The 14717-nt window shown below is 59.6% G+C and carries 16 protein-coding genes; 9 read left to right on the top strand and 7 right to left on the bottom strand.

From position 1 onward, the window contains the following. Positions 1 to 57: 57 nt before the first annotated feature. Complete coding sequence (locus BLT77_RS03120) at positions 58 to 678, top strand: TetR/AcrR family transcriptional regulator (RefSeq protein WP_090361866.1); 621 nt, start codon at positions 58 to 60, stop codon at positions 676 to 678. A gap of 51 nt (positions 679 to 729) precedes the next feature. Here BLT77_RS03120 and BLT77_RS03115 read toward each other — a convergent pair whose 3' ends face one another. Next, a complete protein-coding gene (locus BLT77_RS03115; RefSeq protein WP_090361863.1) occupies positions 730 to 1293 on the bottom strand; it encodes a chalcone isomerase family protein in 564 nt (187 codons plus the stop codon). A 109-nt stretch (positions 1294 to 1402) separates the two neighbouring features. Further along, positions 1403 to 1654 (bottom strand): VF530 family protein, encoded by a 252-nt coding sequence (locus tag BLT77_RS03110; RefSeq protein ID WP_090361860.1) that lies wholly within the window; start codon positions 1652 to 1654, stop codon positions 1403 to 1405. A 326-nt stretch (positions 1655 to 1980) separates the two neighbouring features. Here BLT77_RS03110 and BLT77_RS03105 point away from each other — a divergent pair, with 326 nt between their 5' ends. Then, complete coding sequence (locus BLT77_RS03105) at positions 1981 to 3051, top strand: permease (protein WP_090361856.1); 1071 nt, start codon at positions 1981 to 1983, stop codon at positions 3049 to 3051. A gap of 56 nt (positions 3052 to 3107) precedes the next feature. Here BLT77_RS03105 and rhlP read toward each other — a convergent pair whose 3' ends face one another. From rhlP to BLT77_RS03080, 5 genes are all read right to left on the bottom strand, one after another. Then, a complete protein-coding gene (rhlP, locus tag BLT77_RS03100) occupies positions 3108 to 3959 on the bottom strand; it encodes a rhombotarget lipoprotein (protein WP_090361853.1) in 852 nt (283 codons plus the stop codon). A gap of 108 nt (positions 3960 to 4067) precedes the next feature. Next, the gene (locus tag BLT77_RS03095; RefSeq protein ID WP_090361851.1) at positions 4068 to 5453 is read right to left on the bottom strand and encodes an AmpG family muropeptide MFS transporter; all 1386 of its coding nucleotides are present in this window, start codon (positions 5451 to 5453) and stop codon (positions 4068 to 4070) included. 4 nt (positions 5454 to 5457) lie between these two features. Further along, entirely contained in the window at positions 5458 to 6039 is a 582-nt protein-coding gene (locus BLT77_RS03090) for a peptidylprolyl isomerase (protein ID WP_245709850.1), read from the bottom strand. Positions 6040 to 6052: 13 nt separating this feature from the next. Then, a complete protein-coding gene (locus tag BLT77_RS03085; RefSeq protein ID WP_090361844.1) occupies positions 6053 to 6604 on the bottom strand; it encodes a YajG family lipoprotein in 552 nt (183 codons plus the stop codon). A gap of 24 nt (positions 6605 to 6628) precedes the next feature. Next, positions 6629 to 7735: a methyltransferase gene (locus BLT77_RS03080; RefSeq protein WP_090361841.1), complete on the bottom strand. Its 1107-nt coding sequence runs from the start codon at positions 7733 to 7735 to the stop codon at positions 6629 to 6631. Between the two features lie 155 nt (positions 7736 to 7890). On the opposite strand from BLT77_RS03080, the gene BLT77_RS03075 reads away from it, so the two are divergent. The 7 genes from BLT77_RS03075 to BLT77_RS03045 all read left to right on the top strand — a co-directional run bounded on the left by BLT77_RS03075 (position 7891) and on the right by BLT77_RS03045 (position 14666). Next, positions 7891 to 9030, top strand: a complete 1140-nt coding sequence (locus tag BLT77_RS03075; protein WP_090361839.1) for a sugar diacid recognition domain-containing protein — start codon at positions 7891 to 7893, stop codon at positions 9028 to 9030. 234 nt (positions 9031 to 9264) lie between these two features. Then, complete coding sequence (locus tag BLT77_RS03070; protein ID WP_090361836.1) at positions 9265 to 10437, top strand: glycerate kinase; 1173 nt, start codon at positions 9265 to 9267, stop codon at positions 10435 to 10437. Between the two features lie 28 nt (positions 10438 to 10465). Further along, a complete protein-coding gene (locus BLT77_RS03065) occupies positions 10466 to 11077 on the top strand; it encodes an alpha-ketoglutarate-dependent dioxygenase AlkB family protein (RefSeq protein WP_090361833.1) in 612 nt (203 codons plus the stop codon). A 95-nt stretch (positions 11078 to 11172) separates the two neighbouring features. Continuing rightward, positions 11173 to 11481 (top strand): BolA family protein, encoded by a 309-nt coding sequence (locus BLT77_RS03060; protein WP_090361830.1) that lies wholly within the window; start codon positions 11173 to 11175, stop codon positions 11479 to 11481. Positions 11482 to 11649: 168 nt separating this feature from the next. Next, positions 11650 to 12150 (top strand): TRAP transporter small permease subunit, encoded by a 501-nt coding sequence (locus BLT77_RS03055; RefSeq protein WP_245709849.1) that lies wholly within the window; start codon positions 11650 to 11652, stop codon positions 12148 to 12150. Further along, positions 12147 to 13508 (top strand): TRAP transporter large permease, encoded by a 1362-nt coding sequence (locus BLT77_RS03050; RefSeq protein WP_090361827.1) that lies wholly within the window; start codon positions 12147 to 12149, stop codon positions 13506 to 13508. Before BLT77_RS03055 ends, BLT77_RS03050 begins: the two co-directional genes overlap by 4 nt. A gap of 66 nt (positions 13509 to 13574) precedes the next feature. Next, positions 13575 to 14666 carry a TRAP transporter substrate-binding protein gene (locus BLT77_RS03045; protein ID WP_090361822.1) on the top strand — a complete coding sequence of 364 codons (1092 nt, stop codon included), beginning with the start codon at positions 13575 to 13577 and terminating at the stop codon, positions 14664 to 14666. Positions 14667 to 14717: the final 51 nt, after the last annotated feature.

The raw sequence follows: 14717 nt of genomic DNA, 5'->3' as shown, positions 1-14717 counted from the left end.
CAAACTAGACTGTCCAGTATGATTTGTAAACTGGTTGTAACTCTTTTGTGAGGGCTTATGGGATCAGCAGGTTGCGACAGAAAGAGCAAAAAACGCTGTCAGATATTGGAAGCCGCCACCGAACTCTTTATGCAGAACGGGCTGGAAACTACCTCGATGGATGAAGTGGCCGAACGAGCCGGCGTATCCAAACAGACGGTGTATTCACACTTTGGCAACAAAGATGACCTGTTTGTCCACTGCATCGAGAGTCGTTGCAGCAGCCATCAGATGACCCCGGAGGGGTTCGATCTCGATGCCGATCCGGCCGAGGTGCTGTTGGATTTTGCTCACAGATTCAGCGACATGGTTCTCGGCCCCGAGGCGCGTCATATCTATTGTTCCTGCGTTCGCAGCGCCGAGACCCATCCGGAGTTATCTGAACTGTACTACGGCGCCGGCCCCAGCCGCATGCAGGAGCTGATGCTGGGGTACCTGACTCAGTTGAACCAGCGCGGTATCCTGGCGATCCCCAACAGCCTGTTTGCAGCGCAGCAACTGCTGTTGATGCTGCAGACCATGGATAAGATGCGTGGTGAACTGGGACTGGAGAAAGCGATGGACGACCAGCAACGCTGCGAGTACCTGAAGCAGACGGTGACACTGTTTCTGACGGGGTACCGGCCGCCGGGCCGGTAGAAAAAAGCGGACGCGCCGGCGTCCGCTTCTAAAGAGGAAGGTGATATAGACTTACTGGCCCAGCATCTCCTGCTTGAGGTCCTTATCGGCGGGTTTATTGCCCAGCCAGATCCCCAGCAGCGCCTGGCGGAAGCGCTCCCCCTCCACCAGGGTCAGCAACTGACCATTTTTATACGCCTCGATCCCGGCGCCGGGCAGGGACAGCAGGGTGAACTGATCCCCTTCGACGATCTTGTCATTGAAAACGGCGATGAAGCGGTCGATTTGTGGCCTGAGGGCATCGAAGTCGTCGCCGGCGGCGTTTTCAAAGCCCTCTTCGATGGTGTCGATCATCTTGTCGGAGGTGATCAGCCCGGAAACGATATTGAGACGGATGGCGCTGGCGTGCTCACCGTGGATAACGCTGTCGGCGTCCACCGGGTCGGCGGCGCTGTAGAGGGAGCCGACGTACAGATCCATGAAGAACTTGGAGCGGATGCCTGCACCGCTGAGGTTCAGCGGCTTGCCCTGCAGCTGGATCTGGTCGTTGACGCTGACACCGGCGATATCGGTGGCGGCATGAGCGGAAAAAGACAGGCTGGCGGTAAGGGCGGCAATAAGGGTAAGTGTCTTCATAAACAGCGACTTCTTATGAGTTGATAAAGGGTTGCCAGCAGTGATAACAGGTCGGCTCGGTGCGAACAAGTGTCGATGACTGGCAACTCAACTGGTTTTACCAGTTGTTTCACTCCTGGCTGTGCTGTCGCCACTCGTGGATGTCCTGCAGCGAGTCCAGATACAGTTGCTCGACTCTGTCTCTGGCCCAGGGAGTGCGGCGCAGAAACTTAAGACTGGATTTCACCGACGGGTTGCTGTTGAAGCAGTTGACCGGAATGCGACGACCCAGTTCGGCCCAGCCATAATATTCGGCCAGATCCTCGACGATGGTTTGCAGCTTAACGCCGTGCAGGGGGTTATTGGGTTGGGTTTGGCTCATGATGGCAGCCTTGCTGAATGACGAGGCGCCAGTCTAGCATAGGCCGGGAATTGACGGCCGCAAATTTGCCGCCGGTTCAAGCTAGAACATGCATGCCAGATCGGCGCTAAACAGGAATCACCGAAGCGCTGCTTGCCAAGGTTGTCGGTGAACTCATTGTCATTGCCTTCGATATTGAACGCTTTTCTGCGGTAATCGCAAAACTCTTATTCATTTATTTTCAATAAGATATTCATTAATTCCAAAACTATGGAAATAACCACTTGACGGCGATATTAGCGGGCACTAATATTTCGACATTCTTCGAAATGATTGAGAGCATTATTATGAGTCCCGAATTGATGACCATGGCCAAAGAGGCGGCCAACATGTTTGCCTTTCTTGCCACCGAACTGATCATCCTGTTTCTGGTGATCAGCTACCTGGTGGGGGTGCTGCAGGAGTTTCTGACTCCGGAAAAGATTCAGTCGATCCTGAGTTCCCGTAAGGGCAAGGGCTACATTGTGGCGGCGTTACTGGGATCCATTACCCCGTTCTGCTCCTGCTCTACCATTCCGTTCCTCAAAGGGTTGCTTCGGGCCAGAGCGGGCTTTGGACCGATGATGGTGTTTCTGTTCTCCAGCCCGTTGCTGAATCCGGTGATCATCGGTCTGTTTGTGGTGACCTTTGGTATCAAGGTGGCGGCGTTCTACTTTGTGGTGGCGATGGCGGTGTCGGTCACTGCCGGCATCCTGTTGGAGAAGTTGGGCTTTGAGCGCTATGTTAAGCCGGAAGCCTATGAAGCCGTCGGCAGTGGCGGCAGTTGCGGCAGCAGCGGGGGCTGTGGCGAACCGGTACCAAAGAAAGCCAGCGGTGGGTGTTGTGATAGCGCCCCGGCCCCTCAGGCGGTCAGCCGTTGCTGCGCGTCCGCCGAGCCGCAAGTGACGGTGGATGCTGGCGGTTGTGGCGCTGCCACTGCCTGTGGCAGCGTAGAGGAGGCCAAGGACAATCGTTGGCTGCGTCTGTGGCACGCGACCTGGAAAGACTTTAAGCAGGTGTTTCCTTACCTAATGCTGGGCATCTCCCTGGGGGCGTTGATCTACGGCTTTATCCCCACCGATCTGATTGCCAAGTATGCCGGTGACGGTAACTGGTATGCCATTCCGGTGGCCGCGGTTATCGGTATTCCGCTGTACATTCGGGCCGAGGCGGTGATTCCTCTGAGTTCGGCACTGGTGGCCAAAGGGATGGCGCTGGGGTCGGTGATGGCATTGATCATCGGCAGTGCCGGAGCCAGCCTGACCGAGGTGATTCTGCTGAAATCGATCTTCAAGAACCAGATGATTGCGGCGTTTGTCACCGTGATCCTGACCATGGCCATCGGTGCCGGGTTCCTGTACTCCTTCCTGTTTGCCTGAGGCAATACGACAACGCCGGCGCGATGCCGGCGTTGTTGTAGGATAAGGTCGGTGGTTTATCGGTTTGCGCCCTTAGGGAGTCCCCTCGACAGGTAGCGACGACGCCAGCCCAGCAGTGCGATTGCGGTCAGCAACGTACCGCCTCCCAGGCTACTGCCGTTGTAGCCAGGCCTTGTTTCTACCTTGGCAATCTTCTCCTCCTTCACCCGGGTTTCAAAGCGGTGCAGCTCCTTGTCCAGATTAAGGGTCATCTGTTCCACGGCGAGAGTGAAGCCTTCCATGGACAGCTTGTCCAGCTCGCCTTTGCGGTGTACGGCGGTGGAACTGGCGTCCAGTTTGCTCAGGCCAGGCGCCCGGAACAGCAGGGTACGGCTTCGAATATCAAACACGGCGGTGTCGACGAAGGTCTGGCTGGAGTGATCGTTTCCTTCAATCAGGTACAGGCCGACAATGGTCCAGTACAGCAGCGAGGCGGTGTTCTCCTGGCTCTTGGTTATTTGGTCGTAGGAGACCAGCGCCATCACATCGATGTCGTACAGTCGTGATAGCTGGTCCAGGGTGTCGAAGCCTTTGCCGGTTTTCAGATAGGTGCTGGGAATCACCTCAATGCGATCGATGTAATCGTACTGGGTAAACGCGCCCTTTATCTGTTCCAGCAAGGCCATCTGCTCGGCGTCGCTCATGGCGTGATCCTGCCAGCTGCCGGATGGAACGAAGCTTACGCCCACTTTTACCGGCAGCGTCAGCCTGGGCAGATCCGGCTGATGTTCGACCCGGCTCTGTTCATCCGGATAGAGGAAACTGACCAGACTGCTGGAGACGGTATTGTCATTGGTGTTGTATTCGACGAGGGAACAGGCACTCAATAACAGTGCCACGAGTGCGACTCCCAGGGACTTACGATTCATAACGACTCCAGGGTGATGGTGGGGCTAGGGGTTAAGACACCTAATCTTATGAATTTATTGTTTGAATTTAATCCGATCTGGTCGACAAAGGAAAGGCCTATGAAGGCATCACTGTTGCTGGGGAACGTCTGCCTCCGGCGCCGGCGCTTTGCTGCCATGGCGAGCGGTAAGGGCAATCAGCACCAGTACCGGCAGCCCCAGCAGGCAGCACAACAGGAAGAAGCTCGGATAGCCAACCGTGTCCACCAGGGCGCCGGAGAAACCCGCCAGGAACTTGGGAAGCAGCAACATCATCGAGGACAGCAGGGCATACTGGGTAGCCGAGAATGCCACATTGGTCAGGCTGGACAGGTAGGTGATGAAAGCCGCGGTGGCGATGCCGGCACTGAAGCTGTCGGCGGCAATCACCACGGTCAACAGGCTGGTGTTATAGCCGACCATCGCCTGAAGGGAAAACAACAGGTTGGTCAGGGCCACGGCCAGAGCGCCGGCAAACAGAATCTTCAGGGTACCGAACCGGGCAATCAGCACGCCGCCGACGGCGGCGCCGACCATGGTCATGATCACTCCGTACACCTTGGAGATGGTGGCGATTTCGGCCTTGGAGAAGCCCATGTCGACGTAAAACACATTGGCCATCACCCCCATGACAACGTCGGAGATGCGGTAGCAGGCGATCAGCAGCAGAATCAGCAGCGCCTGCCGGCCGAAGCGTTGGAAGAAGTCCTTGAAGGGGCAGACGATGGCGGTGTAGCCCCACATCAACAGGCGTTGTAGGCGAGGCGGCAGGTGCAGCAGTCGCTCCAGCGTCTCCAGGGTTTCCAGTTGCAGCCGCTGCGGGTTGATCTGCGGCTCCTTGGCCAGCAGCGTGGCGACGACACCGACGCTCATGGCGGCGGCCATCGCCAGATAGGCGGTTTGCCAGCCCACCGGATTGTAGCCGTCGTCGCCACCGGCCCAGGCGGCAATGGCCAGGGCGCCGGCGGTGGCCAGCATCATGCCGAGGCGATAGCCGGTTTGATAGGCGGCGGCCAGTGCGCCCTGCATCTCTTCGGGCGCGGTTTCGATGCGAAAGGCATCGATGACGATGTCCTGGGTGGCCGAGCACAGCGCCACCATCAGGGCAAAGCCCACCAGAGCGGACAGGTTCAGGGTCGGATCGGAGCTGGCCATGCCGGTCAGGCCGAGAATCAGACCCAGCTGCGACAGCAGCATCCAGCTGCGGCGGCGGCCGAACAGCCGGGTCAGCAGCGGCAGCGGCATCCGGTCCACCACCGGTGCCCACAGAAACTTGATGGTGTAAGCCATGGCCACCCAGCTGAGAAAGCCGATGGTGGTGCGGTCGATGCCCGCTTCCCTGAGCCAGAAGGACAGGGAACCAAACACCAGCATCAGCGGTAGCCCGGAGGAGAACCCCAGCGCCAGCAGCACCAATACCCGCTTGTGCAGGTAGACGGAGAAGGCGCCGAAGCGCTGCTGCAGGCGATCGATCATCGGCTTACTCTTCCGGCAACAGGGTGGCTTTGATCAACAGCAGGGGTTCGACTGGCTTGCTGTCGGCCCCCATGTCCGGATCGTACTCGGTGGCCACTTCGCCCATGGCGTCCAGCACCTCCAGCCCTTCACTGACCGAGCCAAATACCGCGTATCCCCAGCGACGACGCGACGGATCGAGGCGACTGTTGTCGTCGAGGTTAAAGAAGAACTGGTTGGTGGCGGTATGGGGCGCATTCTCCCGTGCCATGGCGATGCTGCCGTACTCATTGGACAGGCCGTTACCGGATTCATTGAAGATGGTGGCCCGTTCGGCGATGGCTTCGCCATCGGCGCGGTAACCGCCGCCCTGAACCACAAACCCGGCGACAACCCGATGAAAGTCGGTGTTGTCGTAGTCGCCGTTGACTACGTAGGTCAGGAAGTTATCCACCGTCAATGGCGCCCGGGTACGGTCCAGTTCCACGATCAAGGTGCCTTTGCTGGTCTTCATCTGTACCCGAGGGAACAGGTTGTCACTCTGTATGGCATCGGCCCACGCCGGGCTGATGAACAGAGAAAAGAGCAGGGGGATCAGGGTTCGCATCCTTGCCATCTCCTTATTGCAGGTACTGTTGGACTTCGGCGTCGGTGACGATGTCGGTCATCAACTGAGTCAGGCGGTCGTTCATCTCGCGCTCGATGCGGGACATGTCGGGTTTCAGCGGGCCGTTGAAGTTGCTGCGCACGGTAAAGCGTTTGGTCAACTGGCGGCCGTTGTTGTCGATAAACACGGTGGCGTCCAGCTGGCTGTTGGCGTCGTGCTTGAAGGTGGTCTGGTTGACCTCCATCACCAGCCGGTCCAGTGACAGGGTCATCTGGGTGCTGGCGGCCGGATCGATGTCAAAGCCCATTCGGGTCAAGGCGTTACGCACACCCTTGTCCAGCAGTTGCCTGGGGGGCTCGGCCGGGCTCAGCAGCTGGGCGGCGCCGTCGCCACTGCGAATCTCTACCAGGTATTGTTCGCTGCGATGGTCGACGGTTTCCATCCGCAGTTGGCCCTGGGGGCTATGGCTGGCCACCATAGGTGCGTCCGGAGCCAGGATCAGGGTATTGGGGGTCGAGGCACAGCCGCCGAGCAGGAGGGCGGCGATGAGCAGAATTTTGTTCATGGGGGTCCCTAACTGGTGAGGTGGTTAGCGTTTAACGGCATCGAGAATAACAAATTTGGCGTTGGCTGCCACGGTTTCTACCTTGCCAAACAGCCGCATCAGCTTGATGTGGTAGCCCAGGTGGCGGTTGCCGATGACCCGCAGGCGTCCGCCGGGCGCCAGGGCGCGTTTGGCGTCGCGGAACATCTGCCAGGCGATGTGGTCGGTGATGGCCTGCTGCTGATGGAACGGCGGATTGCACAAAATCAGATCGACGCTGTCGCCGTCGAAGTGGGTCAGACAGTCGTCCCAGTGAGTCTGGAACTGCTCCGGCTTGAGGTAGCGCCCCAGGGTGTCACCACAGCTTTTCACCGCATGCCAGGACTCGTCTACCGCGTGAATCACTGCTTCGGGGTTGGCCTGGGCTGCCGCCAGTGACAGCACGCCGTTGCCACAGCCAAGATCGATGATCTGCTGATGGCCGCCGGGAATGTGCTGCAGCATCAGGTGGGCGGCGAGGTCGAGGCGGTTGCCGGAAAACACATTAGGGTAGTTATCCAGTTGCCAGTCAGAGCCCTCGACAGTCCAGCGTTGCAGCAGCGGCTTGGTGGCGCGGCGGCCGCTGGTTTTTCCAATCAGCAGACGGGCCTTCTTACGGATTCGGGAGGGTTGAATCTCGTCCAGATAGGCTTCGGTGAGGCCTTTGAGGCTGGTGGGCATCTCCTTCAATCGGGCGGCAATGATCACCTTGGTGCCTTCAGGAAGGTGGCCGTTGAGCCAGTCCAGAATGTACTCCAGGTAGCGCAGGTTACGTGGCAGTTTCAGCCACACCTGCTCGATGGGGGACTGGGGGGGCTGCAGATCCGACAGGCAGTGGCTGGGCCGGGGCAGGGCATTGAGATCCAGGTTCTGCTTCAGCGCCTGGTGGGCAACGAACGAATCGTTAACCCACAGTGGGTCCAGCCCGGCGGTGGCGCAGCCCAGGGCGCCGAAGTGGTCATTGATGATCAGCAACTGGCCACTGACATCGGGCAGGGCGTTGAGCATCAGCAGTTCATCGGCGGCATCCCAGGCGAGCAATTCGCTGTGCTGGGTGTCGGGGAAGCGGCGGAGTCTCAGGCTGAGGGACTCCAGGGTCAGGGTCTCGGACATGGCGGCATGGAAAGAGTTTAGGTGGTGCTATTGTCGCAGAAGTCGGCCGGGGGGCCAAACGACAATCCCGCCTTAATGCGCTTGGCAATGAAGCGATTGCCGCCGCCGGGCGGCCATGGCACACTGGCCGGGTCTGCCAACAACTCATAGCCCCTATGCAACTGACCAAAACCATTGCCCGCCAGATCGTCGAACGAACCATGAAAATCATCAAGTTTTCGGTAGTGGTGATGGACGAAAATGGCTGGATCATCGGGTCCGGTGATCCACGCCGGCTCAACCAGCGCCACGAAGGCGCCATCCTGGCGATGGGGGACAACCGGGTACTGGAGATCGACGATGCCATGGCAGCCAGCCTCAAGGGGGTGCTGCCGGGCATTAACTTGCCAATCTTATTCCAGGGTAAGCCCATCGGCGTGGTGGGGATCTCCGGCAAGCCGGAGCAGGTCAGCAACTACGGTGAGCTGGTGAAGATGACCGCCGAGCTGGTGGTAGAGCAGGCGGCGCTGATGGACCAGATTCAGTGGAGCAAGCGACATCGGGAGGAGCTGGTTCTCAGCCTGACCCATGGCCAGAGCCTCAATGAGTCGCAGTTGCTGTCGGTGGCCGATCGGTTGCAGCTGGATCTGACCCAGCCTCGCATCGCCGCCATCGTCAAGGTGTTTCCCTATGACAGTGATGGTCAGTCACACCATCATTTGCAGCGGCTGGTGCAGCTGTTGGAGTACCCGCAGCGGGACAATCTGGTGGCGATTTCGTCGGTATCCGACAACGAGGTGGTGGTGCTCAAACCGGTGGAGTTGACCGATGGGGGCTGGTCGGTCGAGAGTGAACGCAAGCGGGTGGACAAGCTGCTCAAGCGCATCAGTGGTGAAGATCAGTTTCGAATCCGCATCGCCCTGGGGGAATTTTTTCCCGGCCTGAGGGGGCTGGCCCGCTCCTACCAGACCGCCAAGGCCACCCTGGATGCGGCCGGGGATCAGGAGGAGGTACTGTTTTATCAGGATCATATCCTGCCGGTTCTGCTCAGTGGCCTGAACGGCGACAGCTGGCGCCGGCAACAGTTACAACAGCCTCTGCAACTGCTGCAGGCCGCCGATGGCAACGGCAGTCTGCTGCGGACGCTGCACCACTACTTCGAGCAGGATTGTGATCTCAGCCGTACCTGCGACACGCTGCACATTCACCGCAATACCCTAAGGTACCGGCTCGATAAGGTCTCTCGCATTACCGGCCTGAATATCCATAACCTCAGTGATCGCACCCGATTGTATCTGGCGATGTTGAACCGTTAACCTGGGCAAAATCGGCCTGTTTTTGGCCAAAACTCCCGCCGCCGTTGTGCGCTCGCACAAAGAAAGGGAATTTTTTTCACCTCATATTCAGTCATCCGTACAAAGAACAACGCTCCCGCCTGTGCCATAGTAATTGACGCAGCTTCGCGGCTGTGGAAGGGCCGTTGGCCCGTCTTGTGGTTACCCTCGGGGATTCTCCGGGTAGCCGTCGACAGATTGTGAGGACTGCACTCCATGAAAATTGTCATCGCCCCGGACTCCTACAAAGAGAGCCTCAATGCCATGGAGGTGGCGTCTGCCATCGAAACCGGATTGCGACAGGCGATGCCCGACGCCGATATTCACAAATTACCTATGGCCGATGGCGGCGAAGGGACGGTGCAATCGCTGGTGGATGCCACCGGTGGACGCCTGATTCACCAACAGGTGACCGGTCCGCTGGGTCAACCGGTTGACGCTTTCTTTGGCCTGCTGGGAGACGGTCAGACCGCCGTCATCGAGATGGCCGCCGCCTCTGGCCTGCATCTGGTGCCGGCGGCGCAGAGAAACCCACTCATGACCACCAGCTTCGGCACTGGCGAATTGATTCGGGCGGCGCTGGATCTGGGGGTTCGTCATCTGATCGTGGGCATCGGTGGCAGTGCCACTAACGACGGCGGCATGGGCATGGTCCAGGCTCTGGGAGCCCGTATGCTGGATGTCCGCGGCAATGACGCCGCTTTTGGTGGCGGAGCCCTGGCTGGTCTGACCGAGATCGATCTATCGGGGCTGGATCCCCGCCTGTCACAGGTTTCGCTGGAAGTGGCCTGCGATGTGAACAACCCGTTGTGTGGCCCCCGAGGGGCGTCACGGGTATTCGGTCCACAGAAGGGCGCCAGCGAAGATATGATTCTGCAGCTGGATGCCAACCTCAGTCACTATGCCGATCTGATTAAAAGCCAACTGGGCTGCGACATTAAGCACGCCGCCGGTGCCGGGGCGGCCGGGGGATTGGGGGCCGCCTTGCTGGGGCTGTTGAACGCCTCGCTGCGGCCTGGCATTGACATTGTCATGGAGGCGGTGGCACTGCCCGAGCAGCTGAAAGACGCGGATCTGGTGATCACCGGTGAAGGCCGTATCGACAGCCAGACCATTCACGGCAAGACCCCTATCGGTGTGGCGCGGGCCGCCAAGGCGCAGAACATTCCGGTGATCGCCATTGCCGGCTGCGTTTCCGACGACAGCGACGTGGTGCTGGAGCATGGCATCGATGCGGTGTTCCCGGTGGTGCCGGCGTCGGTGCCCTTACAACAGGCCCTGGATCAGGCACGGGCCAATGTAGAACGCACCGCCAGAAACCTGGCCATGAGCCTGGTGCTGGCCCAGGAGATGAACCTCTATACCCGGGTTCGTTCGTCGGCGGCCTAGCCAAACCGGTAAAGGAATACGGTGACATATGATACTTGATCAGGCCCAGATGCCGCAGCGGTTGTACCTGAAAGACAGCGAACTGGCCCGCTACTGGCCACAGTTTCTGACCCGGGAGCAGAGCGACCAGTTGTTTGAGCGGTGCCTGGCGTTGCCCTGGGAGCAGCCCAGTGTGCAGGTGTTCGGCCGGCGTCATCAGATCCCGCGTATGCAGTGCTGGCTGGGCGAACACCGGTGCGATTACCGTTACTCCGGCACCCTGCTTAAACCCCAGCCTCTGCCATCCTGGCTCAATGCACTGATGTTCAATGTGTCGCAGCACTGCGGTACCCGATTTAATGCCGTGCTCGCCAATCGCTATCGCAGCGGTGACGATAAAATGGGCTGGCACAGCGACAACGAGCCCGAGATGGGCCAGCAGCCCCAAGTGGCCATCGTCTCCCTCGGGGCCGGACGGCCGTTGCAGCTGCGCAGTCAGGATCATCAGCAGCAGGATTTCACCATGCCTCACGGCAGCTTGCTGCAGCTGTTGCCCCTGGCCCAGCGCCAGTGCAAGCACCAACTTCCCGCCCGAAAGCGGGTAGAGCAGGAGCGCATCAGCCTGACCTTCCGTTACATCATTCCCGGATTCTGGCACTGACCCCGATGCCCCTGCCGGCGGTACGGTTGAGTTCACCCACTCGGCAGGGTATAAGTGGCCCAAGGCACACACTCAGACGCCATGGAGTACCCCTAATGTCGATTCAACAGGCCATCGAAACCACAGTGAGCGAAGCACTGTCACCGGTTCACCTCGAGGTGATCAACGAAAGCTACATGCACCGCACCCCCAAAGACAGTGAAACCCACTTTAAGTTGATTGTGGTCAGTGCCGAGTTTGAGGGGCAGCGGCTGCTGACCCGTCACCGTACCGTCAACGGCTTGCTGCAGCCTCAGTTTGATGCCGGTCTGCACGCCCTGGCCCTGCACACCTATACCCCGGACGAGTGGCAACAGCAGCAACAGGCTCCGCGCACACCGGGCTGCACCGGCTCGCTGAGCTGATCCCGAACCGATTGAATTGAGGCTGCCGCCGTTGGCAGCCTGGTTGCCCCCTCCCTCCCCCGGCCGAACTCGCCACCGGTTTATTCGCAATCCCGCTCGCTTTTTGTTATCAAGGTGTTAACTTTTGAGGCTCGGCGGTGTCCGGTCAACAAGCAAAAGGAGGGCAGGGTGCAGAGATGGATCGAATGGGGGGATGCCTTCAGTGAACACCTGGGCCGGCTGTGTGGCTGGATGACCCTGGTGATGCTGTTGTGTGCCATTGTCGTGGTGGGACTACGCTACGGCCTTGAAATTGGTTCCATCGCTTTGCAGGAGGCGGTGCTCTACCTGCACGGCGCTGCTTTTACCCTCGGGGCCGCGTTTACGTTGAAGCATCAGGGCCATGTCCGGGTCGATATCTTCTACCGCAACTTCTCTCCTCGTCGCCAAGCCTGGGTGGACCTGGCCGGCCTGCTGCTGTTTCTGTTGCCGGCTCTGGTGGCCATCTGGGTACTGAGCTGGCCCTACGTCAGCGCCTCCTGGTCACGTTTGGAGGGCTCGGGGGAGGTGGGCGGCCTGCCTGGCGTCTATCTGCAAAAATCGCTGTTGCTGATGCTGTGCCTGACTCTGGGGCTGCAGGCGCTGGTGGAGGTTCTGCGTAATCTCAGGCAGCTGAGGACGTCATCATGATGGCACTGCTGCTGTTTGCCGTGGTGTGCCTGGTGCTGATGAGCGGCATTCCGGTGGCCTTTGCCCTGGCGGGGACCGCCCTATGGTTTGCCCTGGTTGGCAGCGCCGCCGGGGTGTTTGACTGGGCGTTTGTTACCGCCATACCCAACCGTCTGTTTGGCATTATCAACAACCAGACGCTGCTGGCGGTGCCGCTGTTTGTGCTGATGGGGGTGATACTGGAGCGTTCACGGCTGGCGGAGCAACTGCTGGGGGCCATGGCACAGCTGTTCGGACGGATGAGGGCCGGACTGGCGATCTCGGTGATGCTGGTGGGGGCGCTACTGGCGGCCAGCACCGGCATTGTCGGGGCCACCGTGGTGACCATGGGACTGATGTCACTACCGGCCATGCTCAGGCGTGGCTACGATCCGGCATTCAGTGCCGGTGCCATCTGTGCAACCGGCACCCTGGGGCAGATCATTCCGCCCTCCATCGCCCTGGTGCTGCTGGGGGACGTGTTGTCGTCGGCGTTTCAGCAGGCGCAACTGAAGGCCGGTGTGTTTAGTCCCCGGACGGTGTCGGTGGGAGATTTGTTTGCCGGAGCACTGATTCCCGGGTTGCTGCTGGTAACCCTCTACATCGTCTACACCCTATGGCTGTCGTGGCGCCGGCCCGAGCATTTTGCCGCCGGTCATGAGGCGGCTGAATCCGGGGCTCTGCGGCAGTTGTTGCTGGCGTTGCTGCCACCGCTGGTGCTGATCGTACTGGTGCTGGGGTCGATTTTACTGGGGCTGGCCACCCCCACCGAAGCCGCGGCGGTCGGGGCGTTCGGCGCCCTGGTGCTGGCCCGGTTTCGTAGCAGTCTCAGTGTTGCGGTGTTGGCGGGGGCGCTGCAGGAAACCGTCCGTATTACGGCGATGGTGTTCTTGATCCTGATCGGAGCGTCACTGTTCTCGCTGGTGTTTCGCGGCCTGGGGGGAGAAATCCTGATTCATGAGTTGCTGTCCAACCTGCCTGGCGGGGTGATCGGAGCCACCCTGGTGGTGATGCTGCTGGTGTTTCTACTGGGGTTCATTTTGGATTTTATCGAGATCACCTTTGTGGTGGTTCCGCTGGTGGCGCCGACCCTGATGATGATGGGGCTGGATCCGGTGTGGCTGGGGATCATGCTGGCACTGAATCTGCAGACCTCGTTCCTGACCCCGCCGTTTGGATTTGCGCTGTTTTACCTGCGTGGGGTGGCGCCGCCCCAGTTGGACAGCCTCAGCCTGTATCGCGGGGTGATGCCCTTTATTGCACTGCAACTGCTGATGATGCTGGCGCTGGCATTGTGGCCATCTCTGGCTACCTGGTTGCCGTCTCAAATATATGGTTAATAATTAAACACAATCAACAACAACATATCGACCGCCTGTGGCGGCGTCGTTCGGGGGAGGATCTCAATGCGCGTCCTTGTTACTGCACTGCTTACTCTGGCCCTGCTGGGCTGTTCCAAACCTCAGGACCAGGAGGTAGCGGCCCAGCCGCAGCAGCTCCACCAATGGAAGCTGGTTACCTCCTGGCCGAAGAATTTTCCTGGCCTGGGGATGGCGCCGGAGCGATTTGCCGAGCGGGTCAATCAGATGTCTAACGGCCGGTTAACCATCACCGTCTACGGTGCCGGCGATCTGCTGCCTGCCTTCGAGGTGTTTGATGCGGTCAGCCAGGGTACGGCAGAGATGGGCCACAGCGCCGCTTACTACTGGAAGGGCAAGGTGCCGGCGGCGCAGTTTTTCTCCACATTGCCTTTTGGCATGAACGCCCAGGAGATGAACAGCTGGCTTAGTTACGGCGGTGGCATGGCGCTGTGGCATGAGGTGTACGCCCCCTTTGGCATTAAGCCATTGGCCGGCGGCAACACCGGGGTGCAGATGGGAGGCTGGTTCAACAAGGAGATCAACTCTCTGGAGGACTTTAAAGGCCTGAAGATGCGGCTGCCGGGCCTGGGAGGCGAAGTGCTGGCCCGACTCGGCGGCGTGCCGGTGACGTTGCCGGGGCGGGAGTTGTTCACTGCCCTGCAGACCGGAGCCATCGATGCTACCGAGTGGGTGGGGCCCTACAACGACCTGGCGTTCGGGTTGCATAAGGCGGCTACCTATTACTACTACCCGGGTTGGCATGAACCGGGGACCACGCTGGAGTTCATCGTTAACCAGAAGGCCTACGATGCCCTGCCGGCGGATCTGCAGGCCATCGTAGTCAGCGCCTCCCAGGCGGTGAATCAGGATATGTTGGATGAGTACACCATGCGCAACATCGATGCCCTGCATGCGCTGGTGCAGGATCACGGCGTACAGCTGCGCCGCTTTCCCGACGATGTACTGGAAGCGCTGCGCCTGGCGTCGGCGCAGGTGGTTGCCGAGCAGGCTGCCTCCGATGCCCAGATGAAAAAGGTCTATGACAGCTACCGCAATTTCTATCAGGGGGTACGGCGGTATCATAAAATCAGTGAAGAGGCGTATAACCAGGCCCGTGGGCCGATTGAGCAGGATTGATCTCGGTACAGGGTCGGAGTATGGTTTACGTATAGCCGTTTAGACGTATAG

Source organism: Ferrimonas sediminum, from assembly GCF_900100175.1.
Taxonomy (GTDB): domain Bacteria; phylum Pseudomonadota; class Gammaproteobacteria; order Enterobacterales; family Shewanellaceae; genus Ferrimonas; species Ferrimonas sediminum.
The sequence above is the reverse complement of the archived record's forward strand: the minus strand, read 5'-3'. Positions and strand labels throughout refer to the sequence as shown.

Bases quoted from the DNA above. Each gene is read 5' to 3' on its own strand.
- BLT77_RS03105 (WP_090361856.1), top strand. From the start codon at position 1,981: ATGAGTCCCGAATTGATGACCATGGCCAAAGAGGCGGCCAACATGTTT.
- BLT77_RS03115 (WP_090361863.1), bottom strand. From the start codon at position 1,293: ATGAAGACACTTACCCTTATTGCCGCCCTTACCGCCAGCCTGTCTTTT.
- BLT77_RS03080 (WP_090361841.1), bottom strand. From the start codon at position 7,735: ATGTCCGAGACCCTGACCCTGGAGTCCCTCAGCCTGAGACTCCGCCGC.
- BLT77_RS03070 (WP_090361836.1), top strand. From the start codon at position 9,265: ATGAAAATTGTCATCGCCCCGGACTCCTACAAAGAGAGCCTCAATGCC.
- BLT77_RS03110 (WP_090361860.1), bottom strand. From the start codon at position 1,654: ATGAGCCAAACCCAACCCAATAACCCCCTGCACGGCGTTAAGCTGCAA.
- BLT77_RS03060 (WP_090361830.1), top strand. From the start codon at position 11,173: ATGTCGATTCAACAGGCCATCGAAACCACAGTGAGCGAAGCACTGTCA.
- BLT77_RS03050 (WP_090361827.1), top strand. From the start codon at position 12,147: ATGATGGCACTGCTGCTGTTTGCCGTGGTGTGCCTGGTGCTGATGAGC.
- BLT77_RS03085 (WP_090361844.1), bottom strand. From the start codon at position 6,604: ATGAACAAAATTCTGCTCATCGCCGCCCTCCTGCTCGGCGGCTGTGCC.
- BLT77_RS03090 (WP_245709850.1), bottom strand. From the start codon at position 6,039: ATGCGAACCCTGATCCCCCTGCTCTTTTCTCTGTTCATCAGCCCGGCG.
- BLT77_RS03120 (WP_090361866.1), top strand. From the start codon at position 58: ATGGGATCAGCAGGTTGCGACAGAAAGAGCAAAAAACGCTGTCAGATA.
- BLT77_RS03065 (WP_090361833.1), top strand. From the start codon at position 10,466: ATGATACTTGATCAGGCCCAGATGCCGCAGCGGTTGTACCTGAAAGAC.
- BLT77_RS03095 (WP_090361851.1), bottom strand. From the start codon at position 5,453: ATGATCGATCGCCTGCAGCAGCGCTTCGGCGCCTTCTCCGTCTACCTG.
- BLT77_RS03045 (WP_090361822.1), top strand. From the start codon at position 13,575: ATGCGCGTCCTTGTTACTGCACTGCTTACTCTGGCCCTGCTGGGCTGT.
- rhlP (WP_090361853.1), bottom strand. From the start codon at position 3,959: ATGAATCGTAAGTCCCTGGGAGTCGCACTCGTGGCACTGTTATTGAGT.
- BLT77_RS03075 (WP_090361839.1), top strand. From the start codon at position 7,891: ATGCAACTGACCAAAACCATTGCCCGCCAGATCGTCGAACGAACCATG.